The 22,818-nt window shown below is 33.3% G+C and carries 27 protein-coding genes; 6 read left to right on the top strand and 21 right to left on the bottom strand.

The genetic code is table 11. From position 1 onward, the window contains the following. Positions 1-174: 174 nt before the first annotated feature. Both PUD86_08935 and cgi121 read left to right on the top strand, forming a co-directional pair. Entirely contained in the window at positions 175-1,644 is a 1,470-nt protein-coding gene (locus PUD86_08935) for a 2-isopropylmalate synthase (GenBank protein ID MDD6777403.1), read from the top strand. Positions 1,645-1,652: 8 nt separating this feature from the next. Further along, positions 1,653-2,144, top strand: a complete 492-nt coding sequence (gene cgi121 / locus PUD86_08930) for a KEOPS complex subunit Cgi121 (GenBank protein MDD6777402.1) — start codon at positions 1,653-1,655, stop codon at positions 2,142-2,144. On the opposite strand, the gene PUD86_08925 is transcribed toward cgi121, so the two are convergent. From PUD86_08925 to PUD86_08825, 21 genes are all read right to left on the bottom strand, one after another. After that, a complete protein-coding gene (locus tag PUD86_08925) occupies positions 2,128-3,084 on the bottom strand; it encodes a DegT/DnrJ/EryC1/StrS family aminotransferase (protein MDD6777401.1) in 957 nt (318 codons plus the stop codon). The two genes, cgi121 and PUD86_08925, sit on opposite strands and share 17 nt — an antisense overlap. A 2-nt stretch (positions 3,085-3,086) precedes the next feature. After that, the gene (locus PUD86_08920) at positions 3,087-4,259 is read right to left on the bottom strand and encodes an Nre family DNA repair protein (GenBank protein MDD6777400.1); all 1,173 of its coding nucleotides are present in this window, start codon (positions 4,257-4,259) and stop codon (positions 3,087-3,089) included. 52 nt (positions 4,260-4,311) lie between these two features. Further along, entirely contained in the window at positions 4,312-5,238 is a 927-nt protein-coding gene (gene guaA, locus PUD86_08915; protein ID MDD6777399.1) for a glutamine-hydrolyzing GMP synthase, read from the bottom strand. After that, a complete protein-coding gene (locus PUD86_08910; GenBank protein MDD6777398.1) occupies positions 5,238-5,501 on the bottom strand; it encodes a hypothetical protein in 264 nt (87 codons plus the stop codon). Before PUD86_08910 ends, guaA begins: the two co-directional genes overlap by 1 nt. Next, positions 5,494-6,066 carry a GMP synthase subunit A gene (locus PUD86_08905; GenBank protein MDD6777397.1) on the bottom strand — a complete coding sequence of 191 codons (573 nt, stop codon included), beginning with the start codon at positions 6,064-6,066 and terminating at the stop codon, positions 5,494-5,496. Before PUD86_08905 ends, PUD86_08910 begins: the two co-directional genes overlap by 8 nt. Before the next feature lie 236 nt (positions 6,067-6,302). Then, complete coding sequence (gene trxB / locus PUD86_08900) at positions 6,303-7,214, bottom strand: thioredoxin-disulfide reductase (GenBank protein MDD6777396.1); 912 nt, start codon at positions 7,212-7,214, stop codon at positions 6,303-6,305. A gap of 313 nt (positions 7,215-7,527) precedes the next feature. Next, positions 7,528-8,064 carry a hypothetical protein gene (locus tag PUD86_08895; GenBank protein ID MDD6777395.1) on the bottom strand — a complete coding sequence of 179 codons (537 nt, stop codon included), beginning with the start codon at positions 8,062-8,064 and terminating at the stop codon, positions 7,528-7,530. Between the two features lie 49 nt (positions 8,065-8,113). Continuing rightward, positions 8,114-8,428: a hypothetical protein gene (locus PUD86_08890; protein ID MDD6777394.1), complete on the bottom strand. Its 315-nt coding sequence runs from the start codon at positions 8,426-8,428 to the stop codon at positions 8,114-8,116. A gap of 16 nt (positions 8,429-8,444) precedes the next feature. Continuing rightward, the gene (locus tag PUD86_08885) at positions 8,445-9,335 is read right to left on the bottom strand and encodes a peptide transporter (GenBank protein MDD6777393.1); all 891 of its coding nucleotides are present in this window, start codon (positions 9,333-9,335) and stop codon (positions 8,445-8,447) included. Between the two features lie 24 nt (positions 9,336-9,359). Next, entirely contained in the window at positions 9,360-9,971 is a 612-nt protein-coding gene (locus PUD86_08880) for a hypothetical protein (protein MDD6777392.1), read from the bottom strand. A gap of 286 nt (positions 9,972-10,257) precedes the next feature. Further along, entirely contained in the window at positions 10,258-10,818 is a 561-nt protein-coding gene (locus PUD86_08875) for a restriction endonuclease subunit S (GenBank protein MDD6777391.1), read from the bottom strand. A 321-nt stretch (positions 10,819-11,139) separates the two neighbouring features. Further along, positions 11,140-11,664 carry a nucleoside-triphosphatase gene (locus PUD86_08870; GenBank protein ID MDD6777390.1) on the bottom strand — a complete coding sequence of 175 codons (525 nt, stop codon included), beginning with the start codon at positions 11,662-11,664 and terminating at the stop codon, positions 11,140-11,142. A 45-nt stretch (positions 11,665-11,709) separates the two neighbouring features. Next, a complete protein-coding gene (locus PUD86_08865; GenBank protein ID MDD6777389.1) occupies positions 11,710-11,868 on the bottom strand; it encodes a hypothetical protein in 159 nt (52 codons plus the stop codon). 205 nt (positions 11,869-12,073) lie between these two features. Next, a complete protein-coding gene (locus PUD86_08860; GenBank protein MDD6777388.1) occupies positions 12,074-12,511 on the bottom strand; it encodes a hypothetical protein in 438 nt (145 codons plus the stop codon). 73 nt (positions 12,512-12,584) lie between these two features. Next, on the bottom strand, positions 12,585-14,450 hold the full coding sequence (gene gatE, locus PUD86_08855) for a Glu-tRNA(Gln) amidotransferase subunit GatE (GenBank protein ID MDD6777387.1): 1,866 nt from the start codon (positions 14,448-14,450) through the stop codon (positions 12,585-12,587). A gap of 11 nt (positions 14,451-14,461) precedes the next feature. Continuing rightward, entirely contained in the window at positions 14,462-15,772 is a 1,311-nt protein-coding gene (gatD, locus tag PUD86_08850; GenBank protein ID MDD6777386.1) for a Glu-tRNA(Gln) amidotransferase subunit GatD, read from the bottom strand. Positions 15,773-15,781: 9 nt separating this feature from the next. Further along, on the bottom strand, positions 15,782-17,227 hold the full coding sequence (locus PUD86_08845; protein MDD6777385.1) for a 2-oxoacid:acceptor oxidoreductase family protein: 1,446 nt from the start codon (positions 17,225-17,227) through the stop codon (positions 15,782-15,784). Positions 17,228-17,240: 13 nt separating this feature from the next. Next, positions 17,241-18,356 carry a 3-methyl-2-oxobutanoate dehydrogenase subunit VorB gene (locus PUD86_08840; GenBank protein ID MDD6777384.1) on the bottom strand — a complete coding sequence of 372 codons (1,116 nt, stop codon included), beginning with the start codon at positions 18,354-18,356 and terminating at the stop codon, positions 17,241-17,243. After that, on the bottom strand, positions 18,357-18,644 hold the full coding sequence (locus tag PUD86_08835; protein MDD6777383.1) for a 4Fe-4S dicluster domain-containing protein: 288 nt from the start codon (positions 18,642-18,644) through the stop codon (positions 18,357-18,359). It lies immediately after the preceding gene. A 9-nt stretch (positions 18,645-18,653) separates the two neighbouring features. Beyond that, positions 18,654-20,327 (bottom strand): AMP-binding protein, encoded by a 1,674-nt coding sequence (locus PUD86_08830; GenBank protein ID MDD6777382.1) that lies wholly within the window; start codon positions 20,325-20,327, stop codon positions 18,654-18,656. 22 nt (positions 20,328-20,349) lie between these two features. Next, the gene (locus tag PUD86_08825; protein MDD6777381.1) at positions 20,350-20,910 is read right to left on the bottom strand and encodes a cupin domain-containing protein; all 561 of its coding nucleotides are present in this window, start codon (positions 20,908-20,910) and stop codon (positions 20,350-20,352) included. 206 nt (positions 20,911-21,116) lie between these two features. Here PUD86_08825 and PUD86_08820 point away from each other — a divergent pair, with 206 nt between their 5' ends. From PUD86_08820 to PUD86_08805, 4 genes are all read left to right on the top strand, one after another. After that, entirely contained in the window at positions 21,117-21,488 is a 372-nt protein-coding gene (locus PUD86_08820; protein MDD6777380.1) for a hypothetical protein, read from the top strand. Positions 21,489-21,681: 193 nt separating this feature from the next. Beyond that, complete coding sequence (gene ehaA, locus PUD86_08815) at positions 21,682-22,071, top strand: energy-converting NiFe hydrogenase A subunit EhaA (protein MDD6777379.1); 390 nt, start codon at positions 21,682-21,684, stop codon at positions 22,069-22,071. Further along, positions 22,064-22,561, top strand: a complete 498-nt coding sequence (locus PUD86_08810) for a hypothetical protein (protein ID MDD6777378.1) — start codon at positions 22,064-22,066, stop codon at positions 22,559-22,561. Before ehaA ends, PUD86_08810 begins: the two co-directional genes overlap by 8 nt. A gap of 6 nt (positions 22,562-22,567) precedes the next feature. Further along, positions 22,568-22,816 (top strand): DUF2109 domain-containing protein, encoded by a 249-nt coding sequence (locus PUD86_08805; protein ID MDD6777377.1) that lies wholly within the window; start codon positions 22,568-22,570, stop codon positions 22,814-22,816. Positions 22,817-22,818: the final 2 nt, after the last annotated feature.

Below are 22,818 nucleotides of genomic sequence, written 5' to 3'. Positions count from 1 at the left end.
TTCGATCCCAGTAGTGAAGTCCTTTTGTGTTTTGTTTGTGTACTATGGTTTTCTATGGGAATTTCATTTCGCTGCAAGCCTTCTATATTACAATTATTATTATACTTTACTTATTTTTGATTTGTTTATTTTAACTGTTTTATTTACATCAATTGCATATTTTTGGTGATTTTTTTGAAAATTAAAGTTTTAGATACTACATTACGTGATGGAGAACAAACTCCTGGTGTTTCTTTAACTCCATTAGAAAAATTGAGAATTGCAAATAAACTTGATGAAATTGGTGTTGACTATATTGAAGCAGGTTCTGCAATTACTTCTGAAGGTGAACGTGAATCCATTAAGGAAGTTACTCAACAAGGTTTTAATGCTGAGATTCTAAGTTTTTCCAGACCTTTAACTATTGATATTGATTATTGTTTAGATTGTGATGTTGATGGAGTTAATTTGGTTGTTCCAACTTCAGATTTACATATTTCAGATAAATTAAAAATGACCCGTGAGGAATTAATCGATTTATCTAATAATGCTGTTGATTATTGTAAAGACCATGGATTAACTGTTGAGTTATCTGCTGAAGATGCTTCCAGATCAGATATTTCTTTTTTAAAATCTGTTTATCAAAATGGTATTGAATGTGGTGCTGATAGAATCTGTCTTTGTGATACTGTGGGTATATTAACACCAGATTCTTCTTTTGAATTATTTAGCAATTTTAAAGACTTTAAAGTTCCAGTTTCAGCTCATTGTCATAACGATTTTGGACTTGCAGTTGCTAATACTTTATCTGCTATTAAAGGTGGTGCTACTACCTTCCATTCTACTATTAATGGTATTGGTGAGAGAGCAGGTAATACTTCTTTTGAAGAATGTGTTGTTAGTATTGACAGATTATTTTCACAATTCACCACTAATATAAAAATCAATGAAATCTATGACATTTCCAAGTTAGTTGCAAGATCAACTGGTGTTTATATTCAGCCAAATAAAGCAATTGTTGGTGAGAATGCATTTGCTCATGAATCAGGTATTCATTCTGATGCTATTATTAAAAATTCTGCTACCTATGAACCTATGACACCTGAACTTGTTGGAAGAAAACGTAAATTTGTCATTGGTAAACACATGGGTACTCATGGATTGGATAACAAACTTAAAGAGTTAGGGTTACATGTTAATAAAACCCAGCTTCAGCACATTTGTAATGATATTAAAAATTTAGCAGACAAAGGAAAAACTGTAACTGATGTTGATTTGCAGGCAATTGCTGATAACGTTTTGGAAATTAACCACGAAGATAGAATTAAATTAGATGAATTAACTATTGTTTCTGGAAATAAAGTAATGCCTACTGCATCTGTTAAGATTATTTTTGATGGTGATGAAGTTCTTAATGCTGGTGTAGGTTTAGGTCCTGTTGATGCTGCTATTAATGCTTTAAAATCTCTTGATGCATTTAGTGATGTGGATTTAATTGAATATCACGTAGATGCTATTACTGGTGGTACTGATGCATTTATTGATGTAATTATTAAATTGCAAAAAGGAGATAAAGTTGTTTCTGCTCGTGGTACTGAACCTGATATTATTAATGCTAGTGTAAAAGCTTATGTTGCAGGAGTTAACAGATTATTGCGTGATTAGGTGTAAACATGTACATGGATAATATTCAAATTTTGGGTTTCAAAGGAACAATTAATTCTATTGGAGAAACACTTGATTATATTGATAGTATTAAGGAAGATGGTGAAATTATACAACTTCTAAATGCAGATTCAATAGTTTCAAAAAATCACATAATTCATGGTGTTAATCAGGCACTTCTTGCTTTTGATAGAGGTGAAAATCTGGCTAATGATTTAAGTGTTGAGATTGCTCTTAGATGTTCTGCCCAAAGACAAATTTCAAAAGCATTTAATATTCTTGGTTTAAAAGAAGGTGAAATGAACTTATGCGTTATTTTAATTAACAGCAAAGATCATTTTGAAGAGTTGTCTAAAATTTTTACACCTGATGATAGTGTTTTTGATTTGGATGAATCTAATTTGATAAAAATTTATAAAATTAGTGATGATGAAATTATAAATATGTCTTTAGAAGACATAATTATTGATAGAATTGCAAAACTTACTGTAAATTATTAAGTTTTAATTCTTCAATTATTTTATCCAAATTCTCTTTTTTAAGACATTCATAGTCCAGATTTTTTATTTCTACTGCAATAGCTTTTTGTTTTATTCTATTATAATTTGGACATGTTGTAATAAATCCACTTTTATCTGTAGTTAGTGTTTTTTTCAAATTCCAACCTATTGACTTTGCATCATCATGTGGAATAATTACATTTATGCCTCTTTTATCTTTATGTAGTGCACTATCAATGTGTTTTTTTATGTAGTCTGTTGCATTTACTGTGTCTTCTAGTTTTTTTCCAACATTATCAAGTTCACTATCTATACCAGCACATACAATTTGTGATGTTTTACTTAATTTTTGAGGAAGTGAAGACTGTTTAAAAATTTCTTCATTGTTTGATGCAATAAAACCACCCTGTCCTACATTAATTATCTTAGGTGATCCTGTAGATGCAAGTATAATATCTGAATGTCTTCCAAGTTTGTTTTTGTTATCTCCAATACCTGCAGATGCATCTTCAATAGTTAATATATTGTTAGTTTTACAGTATTTTGCAATGCCTTTGGTGTTTTGCTCTGCACAATATCCTGCAAAACTTGTATAAATTAATGCAGAATCTTCTTTTATATCCAAATCATCTATATAATTAGGTTCAATTAATCCAGAATCTGTTTTTAGAGTTATTACATTTTTATCTAAAAATTTTGCAATCTGTTTAAATCCGTGCCATCCTCCCTGATCTGGAACAATGATATCTCCTTTAATAGCTGAAAGTGTAATGAAAATACCATTGTTTCCACTGGAACAAATTTTCACTTCATCTTTATTTGTTAATGTTTTGATTTTTTCACAGCAACTTTCTTCAAAGTTTATATTACTTAAGTTTCCTAATGCAACTTCAGACATTACACGTCTTGTTTTTTGTGAGATAGTTTTAAATTTAAACATAATTATCCACTTTTAAAATACATATCTAATGTTGTTTGTTTTGTGTGAAGCATTTCATTCATTAATGTTCCCTGTTTTACATATTTGTTTATAGGTATTCTAAGTTTAGTTCCTGCATATTCCAAACAGTCTTCTAAGGTTTCAAATTCTATATATGGTCTTTGCATTGCTTCTTTAATGTTTTCACGTACATTAAAAACACCTAAAGGAACATATCCATCATATGCTTCTCTTAAAATTAAAAGTCCAGATTGCTTTTTAATTTGCATTAAATAATCTAAAACTGCCATTTTTGCAGTATAATAACATCCTCCAACAATGGAATATTCTTTTTTACCACCATTTGTTTCATAATCAGAAAAGATTAACTCTTCATTTCTCATTAATTTGATAAATGCTTCATACCATTCATATTGCCATTCTGTTGGAGTTAATATGATTACATAATAATTATTTAAAGCTCCAAATTCGAAAACTCTGTATGTATCCAGTATTTCGAATTTTCTAACTTCTTTTAAAAATTCATCTGCAAGAGTTGAATCACATGCTGTAATAGACCAGCGTGTTGGAACAAGTCTTCTTCTTTTTTTAGTTCCAATAGCACCTACTGAAAATGCTTTTTGCATTGCTGTAAATGGAACGTCTTTATTGTGAAGGTTTACAATAGCTTCTGCGGATTTTAAATCAGTATCATAAAATGTTTTTTCTAATTGTCTGTCCCATTTAACTGCATCAATATCAAACTTTTCAATAACTGCACTTGGTCCGTGAGGCATACTGTCTTCGGTAAGTAAAGACCCTGTTGGTCTTCTTCCAAATGTTGCTTCACTGTCAATTGATTTTGATGCAAGAGAAATATCCTGAAGCTTTTCAATAAATGGATTTTCCAAATCATCAACTTTTATTAGTTGTTTTCCTCTTACAAGATTCATTCTGTAGTTGATAATCTCTTCCTGGGTTTTATTTTGACCAATCCATTCTTCAGGAGTGTCCATAATTGATGTATCTCCCATTTGAGAACTCATCATAGGTCCGGCATAAACTTTAGGATAGGACCATCTTCCAATAAATACTGATGGGGGGGTTGTTCCTTCAAGATTTTTTCCAACTTTAACAGATTTCATTTGGATTTGTTCTGTTAATTTGGCAAGATAAGCATTTTTTGTGGTTTTCATTTTATCTTATGTAAAAAAGTAAAAAAAGAAAATACTATTAATAAAATAGTATTTAACAGAATTCGATGGTTGCAGGTGGTTTGTCACTTACAGATAAAGCGACGTGGGTAACTTCAGAAATTTCTGAGGTAATTCTTTTGGATATAGTTTGTACAACTTCCCATGGAAGTTCAGCAACAGATGCGGTCATTGCATCAATAGAGTTAACTACTCTAACAACAACTAAGTATCCAAAGTCTCTTTGGTCACCTTTTACACCAGTAACTTTGGTATTGGTTAATACTGCAAAGTATTGCCATACTTCTTTATCGATTCCTGCAGCTTCAATTTCATCACAAACAATTTTGTTTGCTTTTCTACAGATTTCAACATTTTCACGGGTAAGTGCTCCAACAACACGCACACCAAGACCAGGTCCTGGGAAAGGTTGTCTGTAAACGGTAGTTGCAGGTAAATCGAGTTCATCACCGATTTCTCTTACTTCGTCTTTGTATAAGTCACGGATTGGTTCACATAATTCTAATTCCATTCCGCTTGGAAGAGCTAAGTTGTGGTGAGATTTGATTTCACCTTTAGTTTCAATCCAATCTGGAGCAATGGTTCCTTGTACTAAGAATTTAGCACCAGATTTAATTGCTTCTCTTTCAAATACATCAATGAATACTTTTCCGATAATTTTTCTTTTTTCTTCAGGATCTTCAACTCCTGCAAGAGCATCCATAAATTCATCGGAAGCATCAACAAATTTAAAGTTTAATCTGTCTTTGAAAGTGTTGGTTACTTGTTCAACTTCTCCTTCTCTTAAAAGACCGTGGTCAACAAAAACAGCAGTTAAGTTGTCACCAATTGCTTCCTGTACGAGAACAGAACATACTGAACTGTCTACTCCACCGGACAATGCAATGATCGCTTTTTCGTCACCAATTTGATCTTTGATTTTTTGAATGGATTCTTCGATAAATTCTTTTGGGCTTAACATTATAATTCCTCGTCTTCCTCTTCTTCGTAATCTTCAATTAACTGTTTAATAATTGCTTCAAGGCCATTGTCATTTCCTGATTCAATAGCTTCAAAGATTTCATCAAATTTAACGTATTTTTCTAATTTCACGGATTTTTGACCAATACCCGAAATTCTAAAACCGTATTCTTCATCTCCAATAGGGATGTTGATGGATTGTTTTTTTAATCCTGTTTTGAATTCGTTTGCTTTATCTCTTAAATCATCAGCATTATCAATCATTTTCGCACCTATCTTTACAGATTTTATAAAAATTATTAAAAATTACTTCTCCTTTTGGAGTGTGATGTACTTCAGGGTGGAACTGTATTCCATATACATCTTTATCTTTATGTTTAAATGATTCAACATCGCATAAGTTGGAACTAGCCAAGACTTCGAATTCTTCAGGAACTGTTTTAACTTCATCCTTGTGGGATGACCAAACATCGATTTCAGGAGCTAGACCTTCAAATAAGTTTTCATCATTTTTAATGTCTATTTTAACTTGAGCATAACTTTCAGTTTCAGAAGTGCTTACTTCTCCACCATATGCTTTAGCAATTAACTGATGGCCAAGACAGATTCCGAGTATTGGAATGTCAAAGTGTTTGATGTACTCTTCACTTAAACCTGCACCTTCAATTGATGGTCCTCCACCTAAAATTAATCCGATAGGATTTTCAGCTTCAATTTCCTCAAGGGATAATTCGTTTGAAACTAGTTTAGCTGGAATTTTTAAGTATTGTAAACTTCTAGCGATTCTGTGATTATATTGGCCTTTGTTATTAATTACTAAAATTGTCATCTTATGCTCCATTAAAATATAATGATATTATTTTTAGTTTTTTTATTTATTATAGTTTATTGAAAAATTTATATATTAAATAAAATAAATCAATCTTATATGGAACTTAAAGATTTAATATTCGTTATTGCTGCAATTTTAATAGCAGTAGTTTTACTTAAAATATTCTTTTGGCTGTTGCCGGTACTTGTAGTGTTAGTAATAGCATTTTTTATCTACATTTATTTGCAAGAACATTACTGAATATCTTCAAATGCGGAAGTTGCAGCGACTGCACCTTCCCCACAAGCTACAACCCACTGTTTTAAGCCAACACAGACATCACCAACGGCATATACATAGTCAACGTTAGTTTTTTGAGCTTTGTCAGTTATGATATGTCCTGATTCATCCAGTTTCACGTTTAGCTGATATGCCAAATCAGTATGCGGAATGTATCCTACGCTTACGAACACTCCATTAGTTGGAAGTTCACTCAATTTTCCTGTTTTTGTGTCTTTTAATACAACAGACTCCACAAGCATGTTTCCTTTTATCTCTTCAACGGTTGCGTTCATTATTGTTTTTATTTCATTTTCTTTTATTTTGTCCTGTAAGTGCTTTTGAGCCTTGAATTCATCCCTTCTGTGAATAAGGGTAACGTTTGCTCCAAGGTTTTTGAGGTATAATGCTTCCTGAAGTGCACTGTTTCCTCCACCCACCATTACAATGTCACGTCCGGCAAAGAAAAATCCGTCGCAGGTAGCGCAGTAGCTAACTCCTTTTCCTCTAAATTCTTCTTCTCCTTTTGCACCTAACTGTCTGTGTGAGCTTCCGGTTGCAAGAATTATTGTTTTGGATTGGTATGTTTCCTTGCTGGTCTTAACTGTGAATCTGTATTCACCATCTTCCTTTGTGATTTCCTCAACGCATTCCATTTCCTTTAACTCACAGTTCTTTATGGCCTGTTCCTTCATCTTTTCTACAAGTTCAAGACCTGAAATCATGTCATATCCTGGATAGTTTTCCATTGCAGGAACCTCACGGCCCAGGCCTCCTGCCATGTCCTTGTCCAAAATTAAATTTCTAGTTCCCTGACGGCCTGCATAAATTCCAGCGGTCAATCCGCCAGGTCCGGCTCCGATAATAATAATATCATATTGATTCATGTTAAAAACCTCTAATTATATATTAAGTCAAATGATAATTAAAATTATGTATAGGATTTATTGCATTAATCTTCATGAACTTCTAGTGGATTGCTAAAACAGATGGAATGCTTGTTTTTATTAAACACTTTCTATTAAACCAAATGGGTTTATACTGAAAACGGCGCTCAAGCTATTTATAGATGTTATCAACAAACAGAAAAAGATTTTATTGTACCAATTGAAAGTTTTTCTAAAGATATTAAATAAATATTTTTTATATTAATATCTAAAGGAGGTAAATTATCATAAGAATAATCAACTATCTTATTAATTAGTGTAAACCTTTTAATCTTTTTTCTTTTGCTTTTTTTAAGACTTCTTCTGCGGATTGATTTTCATGAGCTCCTTCACGCAGCAGCATCAATAGTTTGTGATAATCATGATCCAGTAAATCGTAGCGGGATATCCATTCACTCAATTCCATGCTCCTTACCCAATCAGTTACTTTAGATTCACTCCCGAACATTATTTTTGCAACATGGAAATATTCATTTTCAATAATCTTGTTTTCACATTTTCCCAAATATATTGCATAAGTTTTACCCGGAAGATATTCAATGTCTGATGCCTTTGAACATTCTTTTGGAGTATCTTTATCATCTGCAACGTAACCTATCAGCATATCATCCAAATAAACTACCAGATTAGGTACAAATTCTCCTCCCCAATCTTTTTTCTCTATTTTAAGTACATCCCCTTTTTTGAAAAATTCTTTTGGAGAATCCATTAATTCTGTATCAAAAGCCATTAGATTTTCTTTACCTATTTTCTCTAATGTTGCACTTCCCAAATTTGAACTGCATTCCATAATATCTACCTTAAATCACCATATCCTTTAACGAGAACAATTGAATAAATTAAATATTGTCTGTTTCATTTCTTATTTCTTCTAATCTTTTGTGCAGGTTGGAGCATGTTCCGTCTTCTCTACATTTATCTTGCATGTATGTATCACCGGCATGACGGTCTGACCTTTTAATGAAAGTGAGTATTGTCACTATTTCCGGAAAAGTTAATTTTTCTTTTGATAACTCTAGAAAATCTCTTTTACTATATTTATTTTCTATTTCACGTAAATTTTTCATGTAATTAAAATCGATAACCATTGATTTACAATTATGGCATATTAATTCCCCTTCTTTTAATGTTTCATCACAAAAATGACATTTCATAAAATCACCATATTTTTTATTTGACTATTCTCCCAATATGGAATTGTATATCTGCATATCTATCCAAATATAATAAATAGCTTCCTTGAGCAATATCTTCAATTTTATCTTGCAGTTCAGATGCTGATGAGGTTAATTCATATTTTGTATAATCTTTATTTGCTACATAACCTATCTTTTCATTTTTAGCATATACTGCAATTGCATCCTTATCAAATTCATTATCGGGTTCCTTAACGAGTTTTAAAGGCATGCCTGAAGTAAGAGTTATATTATTTCTATAAAACTTCCTTCCTGTTATTGTAAACAGTTCAAATTTATCATATCCTTTCAAAGTTTCATGATTTCGTTGGAATTTATTTTCATAATCTATATAAAAATTAATACTGTCTCTCATTCTAAGATATTTATTGATATCTTCCTCACTATCTCCAGGAAGAGCATTCATTGCCTTTATGATTTTATTTTCTGCTTCTTTCAGTTTATTTAATCCGTTTGGTAATTCTTTTGACTCTTCAAGTAATTGATGTGACCAACTCAATAGCATTCTGGCTTTGTTTTCATAAACCAACTTCTGTGGAGATAATTCGAGTGATTTGTTATAGCATTTTTCAGATTCGGCATATCTTTTCATGCCTTCAAGAATAATTGCTTTTCTGTTCCAGTTGTTTGCATGTCTGTCATTTAAATCCAATGCTAAGTTAATATAGTGAAGTGCTTCTTCCTCTTGGAACTCCATATAATGATTCCAAGCTTTTTTTGAGTATTCATTTATCTTGCGAGTTGTTAAATCAACTTCAATACCCTTGTGATGCTCTTTCTCATCATCGTGACCGTGACCCCAGTTCTGGGCATCCATCCAACCGTCTCCCCAATCTACTGGATCTCCTATATGCCATTCATTCATAAAAATCACCTTTTACAGAGTATATTAATCATCTGTAATGTTAAATATTAAATTCAATCGTTCTTCAATATTGGCAGCAGTTTCATATAAATCATCTGTACGATAGCTATTGTCTTGATTAATATCATAACCATATTTATTCAATAATTCAACAGATTCATCAATATCTTCCCAGGTCAAAACATTTCTTTCATGAAGAGTTGTTAATCTTTCTAATTCCATCATGATACCAATATAATTTAATTTTCTTCTATTGAAATCTTTTAACTCCGTTGAGTAAATACAGTCAGCATTATCATCAACAAAAAATTTCTGGCCATATAAATGTAAGAATAAATCCGCAATAACATGCAAGTCATCTGAAACCATTAACAGATCACTATAATTACTTTCCAAATAATTTCTTTTTAAAATTATTGGAGAACGTTTAGGACTACCGCAACGAATCCACATAAAAAAATCCATATTGACATTTTCTAGATAATCATCAACTATTGCTTTAACACATGCAGAATTCCTCTTCTCTATATTAAACCAGTGTGCACACATAGTTTCCATACCTATTCTTGCATATTTTCCTTCTTTATCTTTTTCTTTTGCTTTATCCCATTTCTTAACTGACATTGTAAACCTCAATAATTATCTGTCCTCAAAATCTATACCATATTTATATTTTAATTCTTCATCATATACATATTCATTTTGAAGAAGTATATCAGTTCATTCTTTTAATATATTTGTCTTTAAAAACTTTCCAAGCATTAGTATCTTTATATTTCTTCCCATATCTAACATTAAATTACCATTCTGCGATTTGCTTTGAGATATTCTTATTATTTTTAATTAATCTTGCATTCTCTGATAATTTCATAATATTCTCCAAATATTTGTAAATCTAATCAATACCCTAAACTATAATAAGTCATTTAAAATTTTTATTTATTTCCTCATTTGTTTCGATTTTTTTATCAATTAAACTCAAGTAATAAACTATTTTTTGTTGTATATCCAATGGAGGTAGTTTTAAAGGAATTTCTTCGATGACTGCTCTTTTTGATATATTAACTTGGACAGAGCCAGTAGAACGGGATACTAATGAATTATACCCTTCATATGAACAGAAAAAGTACTTTAAAAATTCTGGAAGAATTAAATCTTTATTAACTCTTAAAGTCAATAAAGCTTGACTTATAATTCCTTTTGGATCATCATCTTTGATTATTGAAACTTTACCAACAGTACCAGAACAGCTAATTATCAAATCATCAGGATAAGTTGTAAATCGTTTTAATGATTGGTATTTTTCTTCATCAATAAAATATCTAAAAATTCGATTATCATATATTGCATTTTGCTGTTCATAAACTGGAATTCCTTCAGATTTCATTTCAGTTCTTTTTAATGCGGAACCAAAAGGCCCTCTAATATATCCTTTCTCTGATAAAACATCCTTAAGAACAACATCATTCCATTCTAAACTCAAATTTAATTTGATTGTATTTAAAATAGTTGATAAAAATTAAAAATATTTTTAAAAAGAGAGATAATAGGTGTTGGACCGACGAATCAAACACCTCGTGTTTTTTTAAGGAAAATTATTATGTGGCAGATTTTTTTAATTTTCCAACGACTTGCATCGAATTAGAGAAATTGTGTGAAAATCTAATTCAACACGAACTTTTATAATATGGAGATTTATTATTAGTTGTCTAATAATATAAGAGAATATTTTTAGGTGTCCATAAATTTCATCTCTATTACATAGTTGGTCATCATAGTATATATAGGTATGCATTTTTTTAGGTCAACCTAAAACTTCATTCTCCATAAGTTCACAAAATTCAAGATAAACATATTCCCTGTTTTCCACAGTCACTTCAAGAACTGTTGTATCCGGATGATTTTTCACATCCAATGGAAGTCCTTTCATCATTGGTTTTACAACTCCAATCACGGGCACGGCACTGTCAGGAATTTCCAAAACACGTCTGTTGAACTTCAGGGCACGTGTTTCCATAAATCCGATTTCATCCATCAGTATGAGATCATAATCTCCAGGTGAATTTAGTATCTCGACCCCTCTTAAATCAAAGTTTTCAGGATAAGCATCTCTTTTATGAGTCCTAGTTCCAACGTGACTATGTTTACTATAATCAACTTCAAATTTAGTGGCTGGCACTATATATACTCCTCTATAAATACCAAGGTTTTCATCAAAATTAGTCAAGGTCTTGAAACCGCCAATCTTCAAATCCGAATGATTGGAAATAAACCTGTTCAGGATAGTACTTTTTCCAACTTGCACATTTCCTGTTAAAAATATATTCATGATATTTAAAATTATAAAAAAAAGAATTTTTTAATTAAAATCAGTTTACAACTCAAAATTGAAGCTTACAGTTGTAAATTTCATTCCGTTGTCTCTGATTTTTTTGGATTTTATTTCAACTTTTCCGTATTTCTTTAAAAAGGAATTAATTTCCCTTGAAACGGAATCATAGTTTCTTCTGTCATAAACCCTGTAGTTTCCCATAAACTTGACACTTTCACTTCTTTTTAGAACATTTACCTGGTCAAGTCTGAATGATTCGCCGTTTTTTTCTAAAACTGAGTTTATTTTCTCAAAATTTCTTCTTTGATTTTATCTTTTTCTTTGTTGCTGATCATAATATCATCTTCTTATAGTTAACCTTAATTTTAGGTTTGCTTGTATATCACTATTTCTATATGTGTCTGGATTAAATAATCATATTTTGGTATGTGGCTTCAATTTCATCAAAGCTTTTATCAAAAAGCGGGAAATATAATAGCGTCCGGTTGTACATTTTCTTTGCTTTTTCAACTTCCCCGTCTATCATAAGCAGAGATATGTATTCTAGATAAAAGTTGAGATTTCTGGAATCTATGCTGATTGCAGTTTCATATTCTCCCATTTTAAAATAAGTGATTCCAATCAATGTTAATAGTTCATCATCATGACTTAATGATAATGCCCTTTTAAGCTGCTTGATGGATTCATCGTACCTTTTAAGCTTAAACAGTATCTCTGCCAGATACCTTGTATTGTCAAAATCCAAATTTTCAACATTTAAGAGTTCTTCAGCAGTCTTTGAATGATTTTCAGTAGTTTCACAGTCAAGTTCTGCAAAACTGTTTAGATGGTTGTCGGTTGTCATAACATTAAATGCGGTCTTTTTGCATATTAATGTTGTGATTATAAAAAAAGAGTATGAATTTAGGATTTTGATCCTAAATTAATTTTTGAATTTCTTCACGTACGGTCTTGTTGACCATACCACCGTCTGCTTTTCCTTTGAGCTGTTTCATACATATACCCATTAAAGGACCCATAGCTCCCATTTGACGTTCTTTTACCATTCCTTCGTTTTTAGCAACGATTTCTGAAATGATTTTAACGACGTCCTCTTCGCTGAGCATGGTCAAGTTGTTTTTCTCAGCAATTTCAGCTACTTCGCTTTCAGGTGCTTTTATGGTTTCAACGGCAAGTTTACGTACGCTGTCTTTTGCAATTTTACCTTCTGCTAGGAGAGTAAAGATTCCTTTGAAATGGTCTAAGGTTAAAACATTAATGTCATGGCCTTCCCTTTTGATCTCACGAAGGTCATATGCAAGAAGTGATGCTACAGGAGTTGAGTCCACATCAACATCTGCCAAAATAGCTTCAAACATGTCTGCTTCCTGTCTTCTGACAAGTTGTGCAGCAAGGTCTTCACTTAAGCTGTATTCTTCAATGATTCTTGCCTGTTTTACATCAGGAAGTTCAGGTAAGTTGTTTGCAATGGGTTCAACTCTGTCAGATGTAATTTTGAATAATGGAATGTCTGTTTCAAGATACATTCTGTTAGCGGTTGGAAGAGGTCTCATGTATTCGGTGTTACCGTCTTCTAATGCCTTACGGGTTTCTTCAACTACTCCATCTAAACCGAGTGCTGCTCTTCTTTTTACTTCCTCTAAAGCGGAAACTGCAATGTCTTCATCGTGAGCTACAATAATGAATGCGTCTTCTTCGCCGATGTTTAAGTAATCAGCTACTTTGTCAACTTCTTCCTGTGTGATTCCGTATGCAGGCAATTCATCGGAGTGGAAAATACCTGATACTCCACGTTTTTTAGCATAGCTTGCAATTTCAGTTCCGAATCTTCTTCCAGGCTGTACTTCAACACCAATCAATCCGTCGTAGCCTTTTAAAACTACTGCTTTGATGGTTTCAGCTGATTTCAAGATTTTGGATTCAGTATCTTCAAAGAGTTCATCTAAATCGTGGATTTCATCCAATACTTCAGCATTTCTTTCTTTAAGCTGTTTTTTAATGTCAATTAAAGCAAGCTGTCTTTGGATTTCACGGTTTACGATTTCAGCCATCAAGTCCAAGTCCTGTACACCTTTGATTTCCACACGTGCTCCTTCTGCAATGGAAATGTTCAAGTCCTGTCTGATTGTACCGAGTCCTCTTTTAACGTTGGTACTTCTCAAGATTTGACCGAGCATGTATGCAACTTCACGTACCTGATCCGGGTGGTGCATTGAAGGGTCAGTGGTTACTTCAGCAAGAGGTATTCCAAGTCTGTCCAATCTGAACTCGGTAAAACCGTCTTTGGTTTCAATTCTTCTTGCAGCATCCTCTTCAAGACCTAAACTTTCGATTACAACTTTTCCGTATGGGGTTTCAAGGTATCCGTCGGTTGCAACCATACCGGTTCTCTGGAACCCACCGGTGTTACTTCCGTCAATAACCTGTTTTCTCATTGTATGGAACTCGTCAACAACATGCATATTCATTAAGCATGCAATTGTAATACAGATGTCAAGTGCTTCCTCGTTTAAGCTGTGAGGTGGCTCGTCATCGTTTTCAACAAGACAGGTGTGTTTTGCGAAGTTTTCGTATTTGAAGTTCATTCCTCTTAAAGATTCCTGAAGTGCAGCTCTGTCGATTTCTCCAAGCTCTGATTGGGTTGGTCTTAATTTCCTTTGAACTATTTCATCAAAGTCATCATCAACAAGCTCTGTTTTACAAGGACAGAATAATTTGTGTTCACTGTTCAATTGTTGGTGAATTTCAAGTCCCATTTTTAATCCTAATTTTTCGTAATCCATACTTAATCACCCTAGTTCAAGAAATCCTTAATGGAGGATTTTTTGCTGAATTCACCTGCAATGTTCTTGTGCATGATCTCTTTTACTTCACTGTAGTCATCGCTTTGACCTAATGCCCAGCATAATTTCACGTAGGTGGTTTCAGGAGTCATGTCGATACCTGAAATTACGCCTGCATCGATGATGTTACGTCCGGTTGAGTAAACGTTCATGTTGACTCTTCCGTAGAGACATTGTGATGTCATGATGACTGGAATGTTTTCATCTCTTGCTCTTTTGAATGAATCGATGAGTTCATTTGGAACGTGTCCAAGACCGGTTCCTTCAATGACAAGTCCTTTGTATCCTTTATCAATGTGATATTCAATGTAGTCAGGAGAAATTCCTGGGAAACTTTTGATGAAACCTACTTTTGATTCAATAGCAGTATTCAATTCCAACTCGTTTTTACCACGTTTGGTATAAGTGTAGTCGGGATTAATGTTGACTTTTTTGTTTTCAATTTTAGCTATTGGCTGAGCGTTGATGCTTCTGAATGTATCTCTTCTTGAAGTGTGCATTTTTCTTACTTTGGTTCCTTTATGTAAGTAAGTGTATTTGTCATTTAAGCTTCCGTGCATACATACGGATACTTCTGCAATGTCTGATTTAGCAGCGATTACAGAATCGATTAAGTTGATGTTCGCATCACTTGAAGGTCTGTCGGAACTTCTCTGTGCACCTGTAATGACAATAGGAACTGGAGTTTTAAGCATGAAGCTTAATGCAGCTGCAGTGTAGTGCATAGTATCAGTACCGTGTGCAATTACAACACCGTCAGTACCGTTTGAGATATCGTTTGCTATTTCTTCAGCAGCTTTTACCCAGTATTCAGGTTTCATGTCTTCACTTAATATATTATATAAAGCTTTAACGTTGTAGTTAGCATAGTCCAATAATTCCGGATTAGCTTTTATAAGGTCTGAAGCGGTAAAAGCAGGGTGAACTGCTCCGGTTCTGTAGTCGATAACGGATGATACTGTACCACCGGTTGAAACGATTGAAATGTTCTGTTTATCAGGATCGTTTGGAATTTCACTTTCTCCAAATCCTATTTTAGGTTTTTCACCTTTTTCAACGAGTTCTGCAGTAGTATTTTCGATAGCTACTCCGATATTGTATCCGCTGGATAATTTTAAAACTAAATATCCATCATCAGCATCCTCTGGTCTGTCAAGTAAGATACCAGTATAGGAGATATCTTCCTTGTTGATTTTAACGGTATCTCCTATACCTAAACCATAGGTTTCAATAAATTTCTCAGCATTTTCTTTGTAAGTCATTAAATCACACTATGAATTGTTTTTCAACCATTCTGCTCCTGCTTTTAAAACATCAATGTTTACGTCAATAACTTTAGGTTTGGATGCAAACATGTCACGAATAGCGTTTTCGTAGGATTCTGCTTTTAAAGCATCAGTAAGTTCAGTCAATGCACCAAGCAATGCGGTGTTTGCAGTTCTTGCATTTCCATGCTCTTCTGCAATGTCCATACATGGCATAGCAATCACGTTAACGTCTCTGTCGGTTTCAAACTCTCCGATTTTGGAATCGTAAAGAATAGTTCCGCCAACTTTAACGTCAGGTGCAAACTGTTCGAGGGAAGGTTTGTTTAAAGCAATAAGAATGTCAATTTCATCAACTACAGGAGTTCCTATAGTTTCATTGGAAATAACTACTGAACAGTTGGATTTTCCTCCTCTTTGTTCAGGTCCGTAACTTGGATACCATGAAACGTGTTTTCCTTCATCACAAGCAGCGTGTGCAATGGTAAGTCCTGCACTTAATACTCCTTGACCACCGAAACCGGATACTTTAATACTGGTTGGAGTGATGCTTGCATCATCAACGTAACCTGATTCACCTTCTCTGTTAACATTGAACACTTTATCCAATGTTTCAGTGGAAAAGTCACTTACAGGTCTTTGTACAGGTTCTCTTCTGTACATGTCGTTTCTGAAGTTTTTAACAGGGAACTCTTTTTCCATTTGTTCTTCGATGAACTTTTGAGCTCCTTTAACGTCCTGTTTTAAGTTGGTAGGACAAGGGGATAAGATTTCAACAAATGAATATCCTTTTCCTTCTTTCTGTATGGTCAATGCCTGTTTGATTGCAAATTTAGCAAGTCTGATTTTAAGTGGATTTGCAAGGGAAACCCTTTCAATGAAAACAGGTGCTTTTAAAGTATTAATCAATTCGCACATGTGAGTAGGGTGTCCTGCATAGTTAGGATCTCTTCCTGTTTGACATGTAACTGTTTTTTCACCAATTAAAGTGGTTGGAGCCATTTGACCACCGGTCATTCCGTAAACTGTGTTGTTCACGAAGAATACGGTCATTTTTTCTCCTCTGTTAGCAGCCTGTAATGTTTCGTTTAAACCGATGGATGCTAAATCACCGTCTCCTTGGTAGCTCATAACGATTGCATCATCTTCAGCTCTTGAAATACCAGTTGCTACTGCAGGTGCTCTTCCGTGAGCGGTCTGGAAGTTTCCGCAGTTGAAGTAGAAGTATGCGTATACGGAACATCCTACAGGGGAAATCATTACACATCTTTCCTGGATTCCGAGTTCATCCATACATTCTGCAATTAATTTATGTATAATTCCGTGTCCACAACCAGCACAGTAGTGAGTTGACTGGATATTGTTTCCTTTTCTTGGATATTCTTCTAAAAGGGATTGTGGATTTCTACGTACTTTTAATTCATAATCTTTACCAATTTCTTGTTCACTCATTTTTCCACATCCTTTAGTCAATTATATTTGGACTAGCTTTTTCTGAAGTTCTTTTGGATAAGTCTAAGTCATGGTCTTCAAAGCCAGCAATTTCATAAACTTTAGCAAGAATTTGTTTCAATTCAATTAAGTTTCCACCCATTCTGTTTACAAGATGGGTTCCTTCTCTTCTAAGAGCAGCATACTGTACATCTGCAAGCATTTGACCGTTACTCATTTCAACGGAAATGAATTCAACGCCTTTGTCAGATAACTCTTTGATTCTTTCAGTTGGGAATGGGGATAAAGTGATTGGTCTTAAGAGTCCAACTTTAATTCCGTTTTCACGGCTTTTATCCACTGCAGATCTTGCGATTCTGCTGCTTATTCCGTATGAAACCAAAACGATGTCTGCATCTTCAACTTGGTATTCGTCAACGATTACTTCTTCAGCTTCGATTTTTGCGTATTTTTCCTGAAGCTTGTAGTTGAAGTCTTCCAATTCATCGAAATCATTGAAGATTGAAGTAATGAGGTTGTCCATAGTGTTTTTGTTTCCTCTAACTGACCAGGATTCATCATTTTCAGGTTTGATAGCTTCAGTTGGGAATTCCAATGGTTCTGCCATTTGACCTAATGTACCGTCAGCTAAAACAACAACAGGATTTCTCCATTTGTCAGCAAGCTCGAATGCTTTCATGGTCAAGTCACACATTTCCTGAACACTGTTTGGAGCAAGTACGATGTTTTTGTAGTTTCCGTGTCCTCCACCTTTAACTATCTGGTTGTAGTCTCCTTGTTCAGGTCCGATGTTTCCAAGTCCAGGTCCTGCTCTCATAATATCCACGATAACTGCAGGAAGTTCTGCACCAGCGAGATAGGTGAATCCTTCTTGCATTAAGCTCACACCAGGTCCTGATGAAGCGGTCATTACTCTGTGGCCTGTTCCTGATGCACCGTAGACCATGTTGATTGATGCTTCTTCACTTTCAGCCTGTACAAAGTTTCTTCCAACCATCGGGAAGTATTTGGATGCTTCGTGCAAGATTTCACTTGCAGGTGTGATTGGGTATCCAAAGAAACAGTCACATCCAGCATACATTGCGCCGACAATAACTGCTGTATTTCCTTTTACCATTTGATTGCTCATCTAATTTCCCCCTTTGCCCGCTACTTTTGCTTTAATCATTTTTGCAATGGAATCGTTAGCAATGTTTTTTATTTGATGTACTTCTAATCCTAATGGCTCCGGACAGGTAAAGTAACAGTCTTTACATCCGGTACAGCCATTACCACTATAATAAGCAAATTGATATCCTGCGTTATTCATTTCTTCACTAAGTAATATTGCATTTTGAGGACATCCGACTATACATCTCATACAGCCTTTGCATATTTCTTTATTAATAACTGGGTAAGATATCTCCTCTTCAATCATTATAATCATCTAGTTAGCTTTTTGTTGATCTTTTTGTCTGATTTCAACTCTTCTGGTTTTACCACTGATGGTTTCTGGAATATAATCTACATATTCAACCATTCTTGGGTATTTATAAGGAGCTGTAACGTTTTTAACGTGATTTTGAATGTCTTTGGTAAGTTTGTCTGATGGTTCAAAGCCAGGTTGTAAAACAATACTTGCTTTTACGATTTGACCTCTTACTTCATCAGGATAAGCAGTAATTGCACAGTGTAATACTGCTTCGTGGGATAAAACTGCACTTTCTACTTCGAACGGTCCAATACGGTAACCTGAAGATTTGATGATGTCATCGTTTCTTCCAACAAAGTGAACGTATCCGTCTTCATCCACCCAAGCGGTATCTCCACAGTAGTAGTAACCGTCGTGGCATTGTTCAGCTTGTTTTACTGGGTCTTTGTAGTATCCTGTGAATAATCCTGGAGTAGGACCATTGGAAATATCGAAACAAAGTTCTCCTTTTTCACCAATATCCACTTCATTGTTGTCTTCATCTAATAATTTTAAGTTATAAAGTGGGGAAGGTTTACCAAGACAACCTACTTTAGCATCTAACCAAACAAAGGTTGCAATAGATAATGTTGTTTCAGTTTGTCCAAATCCTTCTTTAATTCTTAATCCAGAGATTTCATAGAATCTTTCAGATACTTCTGGAGGGAGTGGTTCTCCTGCTGTAGTTACATAAGTTAAATTGGAAAAGTCGTATCCCTCAATATTTTCTTTAATTAAGAATCTGTAAATTGTTGGAGGTGCACAGAAAGTATTTACTTTATTTTCAATGACTTTTTCGAGTAATTTGATTCCGTCAAATCTTACATAGTCGTAGATAAATACTGCTGTTCCTGCAATCCATTGTCCGTAAAGGTTACCCCATACTGCTTTTCCCCATCCTGTATCTGCAGCAGTGTGGTGAATTCCATCTTCTACTACATTATGCCAGTATTTAGCAGTTGGAATGTGTCCTAAACAGTAAGTATGAGAATGTGAAACCATTTTAGGGTTTCCACTGGTACCTGATGTGAAATAGATTAAGAATGTTTCATCAGCCATTGGATTTTCATCATCAGTTGGTCTTTCATAAACTGGACTTTCTTGTTCAATAGCTTTTGTGAAGTTAATCCATCCATCTCTATCAGTATCGATAACAAGTTTTTCTATGTCCCAGTCAATACTTTTTTCAGCTTCTTCAAAGTCAGGAAGTAATGAATCTTCTTCAACACTGATTACTGCTTTTACTTCAGCTTGTTTTAATCTAAATTCAATATCATGAAGTTTTAACATGTGTGTTGCTGGAATAACGATTGCACCAATTTTGTGGAGTGCAACCATACAGAACCACCATTCAAATCTGTTTTTTAAGGTAAGCATTACTTTATCGCCTTTTTTAATGCCTAATCCTTTAAGTAAATTAACAGTTTTGTTGGAATATTCTTTAATATCTTTGAATGTGAATGTGTGGTTTTCATCTTCGTCATTGGTCCAGATTAATGCGACTTTGTCTGGATCAATTTCTGCATATTTATCCACTACGTCAAAACCAAAGTTGAAATCTGGTTCATATGTTAATTTGAAATTTTTCTTAAAATCTTCATAAGAGTTAAAGTCAACTCTTTCAACAAAGTTTCCTATTAATGATGTCATTTATATTACCTCGGTTAAATGATTACATGATTACTGCTATGAACTTAGCAGGTTTGTCGTTAAGCGCTATCATTGCATGTCTGTGTGTGGAGTCAAAAAATATTGAATCTCCTTCGTTTAATATTATTTCATTGTTGTGAATGTAAACTTTTAATGTACCTTCAGTTACATATGCAAACTCTTGACCTGGGTGTGCATTAAGTGAAGGAACTGGATTTTTTTCAGGATCTACAACAACAAGGAATGTTTCAGCCTTTTTGTTGATGAATTTGGAACATAAGTTCTCGTGCAGGTATTCTTTTCGTCTGTCGACAGAAACTCCTTTGTTTGCACGGGTAACGTCGAAGATATTCATCCTACTTTCTTCTCCAGTTAATAATAATCCTAAATCAACTTTAAAAATGTGTGCAAGTTCGTATAAGAAACTAGCAGGAATGTCAACTTCCGCATTTTCATATTGGATGTAGGTTTCCTCTTTAATATTTAAGTCAGATGCAATTTCACTAATTGTAATGTCTGATAATTCTCTTAATTCTCTAATTCTATTTCCAATATCTTTATTATATTCATTCAAAATAAACACCTGATTTTATATTTGATTAAAAAATTGATTTATTATATAATAATATAACATATATTAGATTTGATTTTATCATTATATAAAGGTTATTCGAAATAGTGATAATTCATTATAATTTAGATAAAAATTTTTTTATTATTAATGAAAGTATTTAAATACTTAAAAAAATAATTTTTATTTATATTTATTTAGGAAAGGAGATTAATTGAATGTCATCTGATGAAATTGGTACTACTGTACTTTTCAAAAAACAATTAGGTTTGAATTATGAAATAGACCAAAAATATGTTGGTTTAAAAATGAAGGAAAATAATATTTTATCTTTTAATTTCAGAGTTCCTGGAGAATTAAAAGATGAAATTGAAGAATATTTCAGAAGATTCAAATTAGGTGAACCAATTTTAGTAGATATTGGTGGAACTGGAGATATTAAATGTGATTTTAAAGGTATTTCTCCTGTTTTAAAAAATAAAGATGAATTTGATCAGTATTTCATTTCAGCTACTCTTCAAGAGGACAAAACTTATGATCCAGTTGAAGAAGAAAAATGTGATACCTGTAGTGGATGTGGATTCCACTAATTTACTTTTTTTACTTAATATTTTTAGCTTATTTTTTCATTTTTTCATGTTTGCATTCGATGTTATTTGCCTTTAAAATAGCTTATTTTTGATTTAAACAATTAATAGCAATTATTTTCAATTCTTATTCAAGTAACAATACTTATATATTTTTAGTTTACATATATTATTAATTAAGAGGAGTCTTAATAATATGTTTAATTTAATAGATACTACCCTATTTTTTGCTTCTTATGGCAATATAGCTAATATTACTAATATTACAATTAGTCCAATGGATATTGCTTTAGCTTATATTGTAACTATTATTGTTTCAATAGTTGTTGCATATGCTTTAAGAATTCCATTATTGCCAAGTAAACCATATAGGTATTCTTTTGATGTAAGTGCAATATATCCAACTCCAATTATTGCAATGGGTATTTTTTCAATATTTTTAGTATTGAACTATACTTTTATGTATAATGGATTGGTTTTAGCTATTGTAATTGGTATTTTATCTGCATTATTTGTGAAATACTTGTTTGATTTCGTATTTCCAAAGCCTCTAAGTGAAGATGAAGGGGATGTAATTGATGAATGAGATAATTGGAATAATAATTGCTGCAATTATTTGTTGGTTGAATTTTGTTGTAATTGACACATATTTCGGACTTCCCGAGCAGCCTGGAGTTTTAGGTGCTAAAATTGTCGGACAGGATGTTGAAAAAAGAGGGGGAGACATCGCTGGTGGATTTTTCCAGGGAAACATTTTATGTTCTCCGGATGCATCTGCAGGAACATTATTAGCTTCAATTGGATATTTGCTTTTAGGAATTCCTGGAGGTATCATAGCAGCTTTCTTTGTATTTATTGGAAACAGATTGTGTGCTGATCCTGGATATGCTGGAACTTTTGGAAGTTTATCCATCACTTTCATCATTTTTGTTTGTTCATTTGTGGGCATGACTCCTGAAATGTTTATTGTGGGAATGGTAATTGCAATTTTAACAATTATGGGAATCGACCAACCTAGAGCATCTTCTGTTTTAGGTAAAATTGCAAAAAAATTCAATAGGTATGCTAAAGAGTGATTATATATGTATGTTGAGATTATTGGTGTTATAGTCATATTCATAGCATTAAGAGCTTTTGTAACAAGAAATAGAGTTGAAAGATTATTATATCTAAATGTAATGGGATTTGGAGTTTCTGCTATTATAGTATTAGTTATTAACACTCCATTTGCACTTGTTGTTGCAGCAGCAGTATTTATATGCTCTACAATCAGTGCCAACGCAATTGCTTATACATTAAATAGATTAGATGATGAGATTCTTTTGGAGTGATT

It is taken from the genome of Methanobacteriaceae archaeon (assembly GCA_029219465.1).
GTDB lineage: Archaea > Methanobacteriota > Methanobacteria > Methanobacteriales > Methanobacteriaceae > Methanocatella.
This window is presented reverse-complemented; position numbering and strand designations above follow the sequence as displayed.

Bases quoted from the DNA above. Each gene is read 5' to 3' on its own strand.
- PUD86_08860 (MDD6777388.1), bottom strand. From the start codon at position 12,511: ATGACAACCGACAACCATCTAAACAGTTTTGCAGAACTTGACTGTGAA.
- PUD86_08895 (MDD6777395.1), bottom strand. From the start codon at position 8,064: ATGGAATGCAGTTCAAATTTGGGAAGTGCAACATTAGAGAAAATAGGT.
- PUD86_08865 (MDD6777389.1), bottom strand. From the start codon at position 11,868: ATGGGAAACTACAGGGTTTATGACAGAAGAAACTATGATTCCGTTTCA.
- PUD86_08845 (MDD6777385.1), bottom strand. From the start codon at position 17,227: ATGAGTGAACAAGAAATTGGTAAAGATTATGAATTAAAAGTACGTAGA.
- PUD86_08905 (MDD6777397.1), bottom strand. From the start codon at position 6,066: ATGACAATTTTAGTAATTAATAACAAAGGCCAATATAATCACAGAATC.
- PUD86_08830 (MDD6777382.1), bottom strand. From the start codon at position 20,327: ATGACATCATTAATAGGAAACTTTGTTGAAAGAGTTGACTTTAACTCT.
- PUD86_08840 (MDD6777384.1), bottom strand. From the start codon at position 18,356: ATGAGCAATCAAATGGTAAAAGGAAATACAGCAGTTATTGTCGGCGCA.
- cgi121 (MDD6777402.1), top strand. From the start codon at position 1,653: ATGTACATGGATAATATTCAAATTTTGGGTTTCAAAGGAACAATTAAT.
- PUD86_08810 (MDD6777378.1), top strand. From the start codon at position 22,064: ATGAATGAGATAATTGGAATAATAATTGCTGCAATTATTTGTTGGTTG.
- trxB (MDD6777396.1), bottom strand. From the start codon at position 7,214: ATGAATCAATATGATATTATTATTATCGGAGCCGGACCTGGCGGATTG.
- PUD86_08920 (MDD6777400.1), bottom strand. From the start codon at position 4,259: ATGAAAACCACAAAAAATGCTTATCTTGCCAAATTAACAGAACAAATC.
- ehaA (MDD6777379.1), top strand. From the start codon at position 21,682: ATGTTTAATTTAATAGATACTACCCTATTTTTTGCTTCTTATGGCAAT.
- PUD86_08820 (MDD6777380.1), top strand. From the start codon at position 21,117: ATGTCATCTGATGAAATTGGTACTACTGTACTTTTCAAAAAACAATTA.
- PUD86_08835 (MDD6777383.1), bottom strand. From the start codon at position 18,644: ATGATTGAAGAGGAGATATCTTACCCAGTTATTAATAAAGAAATATGC.
- guaA (MDD6777399.1), bottom strand. From the start codon at position 5,238: ATGTTAAGCCCAAAAGAATTTATCGAAGAATCCATTCAAAAAATCAAA.
- PUD86_08910 (MDD6777398.1), bottom strand. From the start codon at position 5,501: ATGATTGATAATGCTGATGATTTAAGAGATAAAGCAAACGAATTCAAA.
- PUD86_08890 (MDD6777394.1), bottom strand. From the start codon at position 8,428: ATGAAATGTCATTTTTGTGATGAAACATTAAAAGAAGGGGAATTAATA.
- PUD86_08925 (MDD6777401.1), bottom strand. From the start codon at position 3,084: ATGTTTAAATTTAAAACTATCTCACAAAAAACAAGACGTGTAATGTCT.
- PUD86_08885 (MDD6777393.1), bottom strand. From the start codon at position 9,335: ATGAATGAATGGCATATAGGAGATCCAGTAGATTGGGGAGACGGTTGG.
- gatE (MDD6777387.1), bottom strand. From the start codon at position 14,450: ATGGATTACGAAAAATTAGGATTAAAAATGGGACTTGAAATTCACCAA.
- gatD (MDD6777386.1), bottom strand. From the start codon at position 15,772: ATGACTTACAAAGAAAATGCTGAGAAATTTATTGAAACCTATGGTTTA.
- PUD86_08870 (MDD6777390.1), bottom strand. From the start codon at position 11,664: ATGAATATATTTTTAACAGGAAATGTGCAAGTTGGAAAAAGTACTATC.
- PUD86_08805 (MDD6777377.1), top strand. From the start codon at position 22,568: ATGTATGTTGAGATTATTGGTGTTATAGTCATATTCATAGCATTAAGA.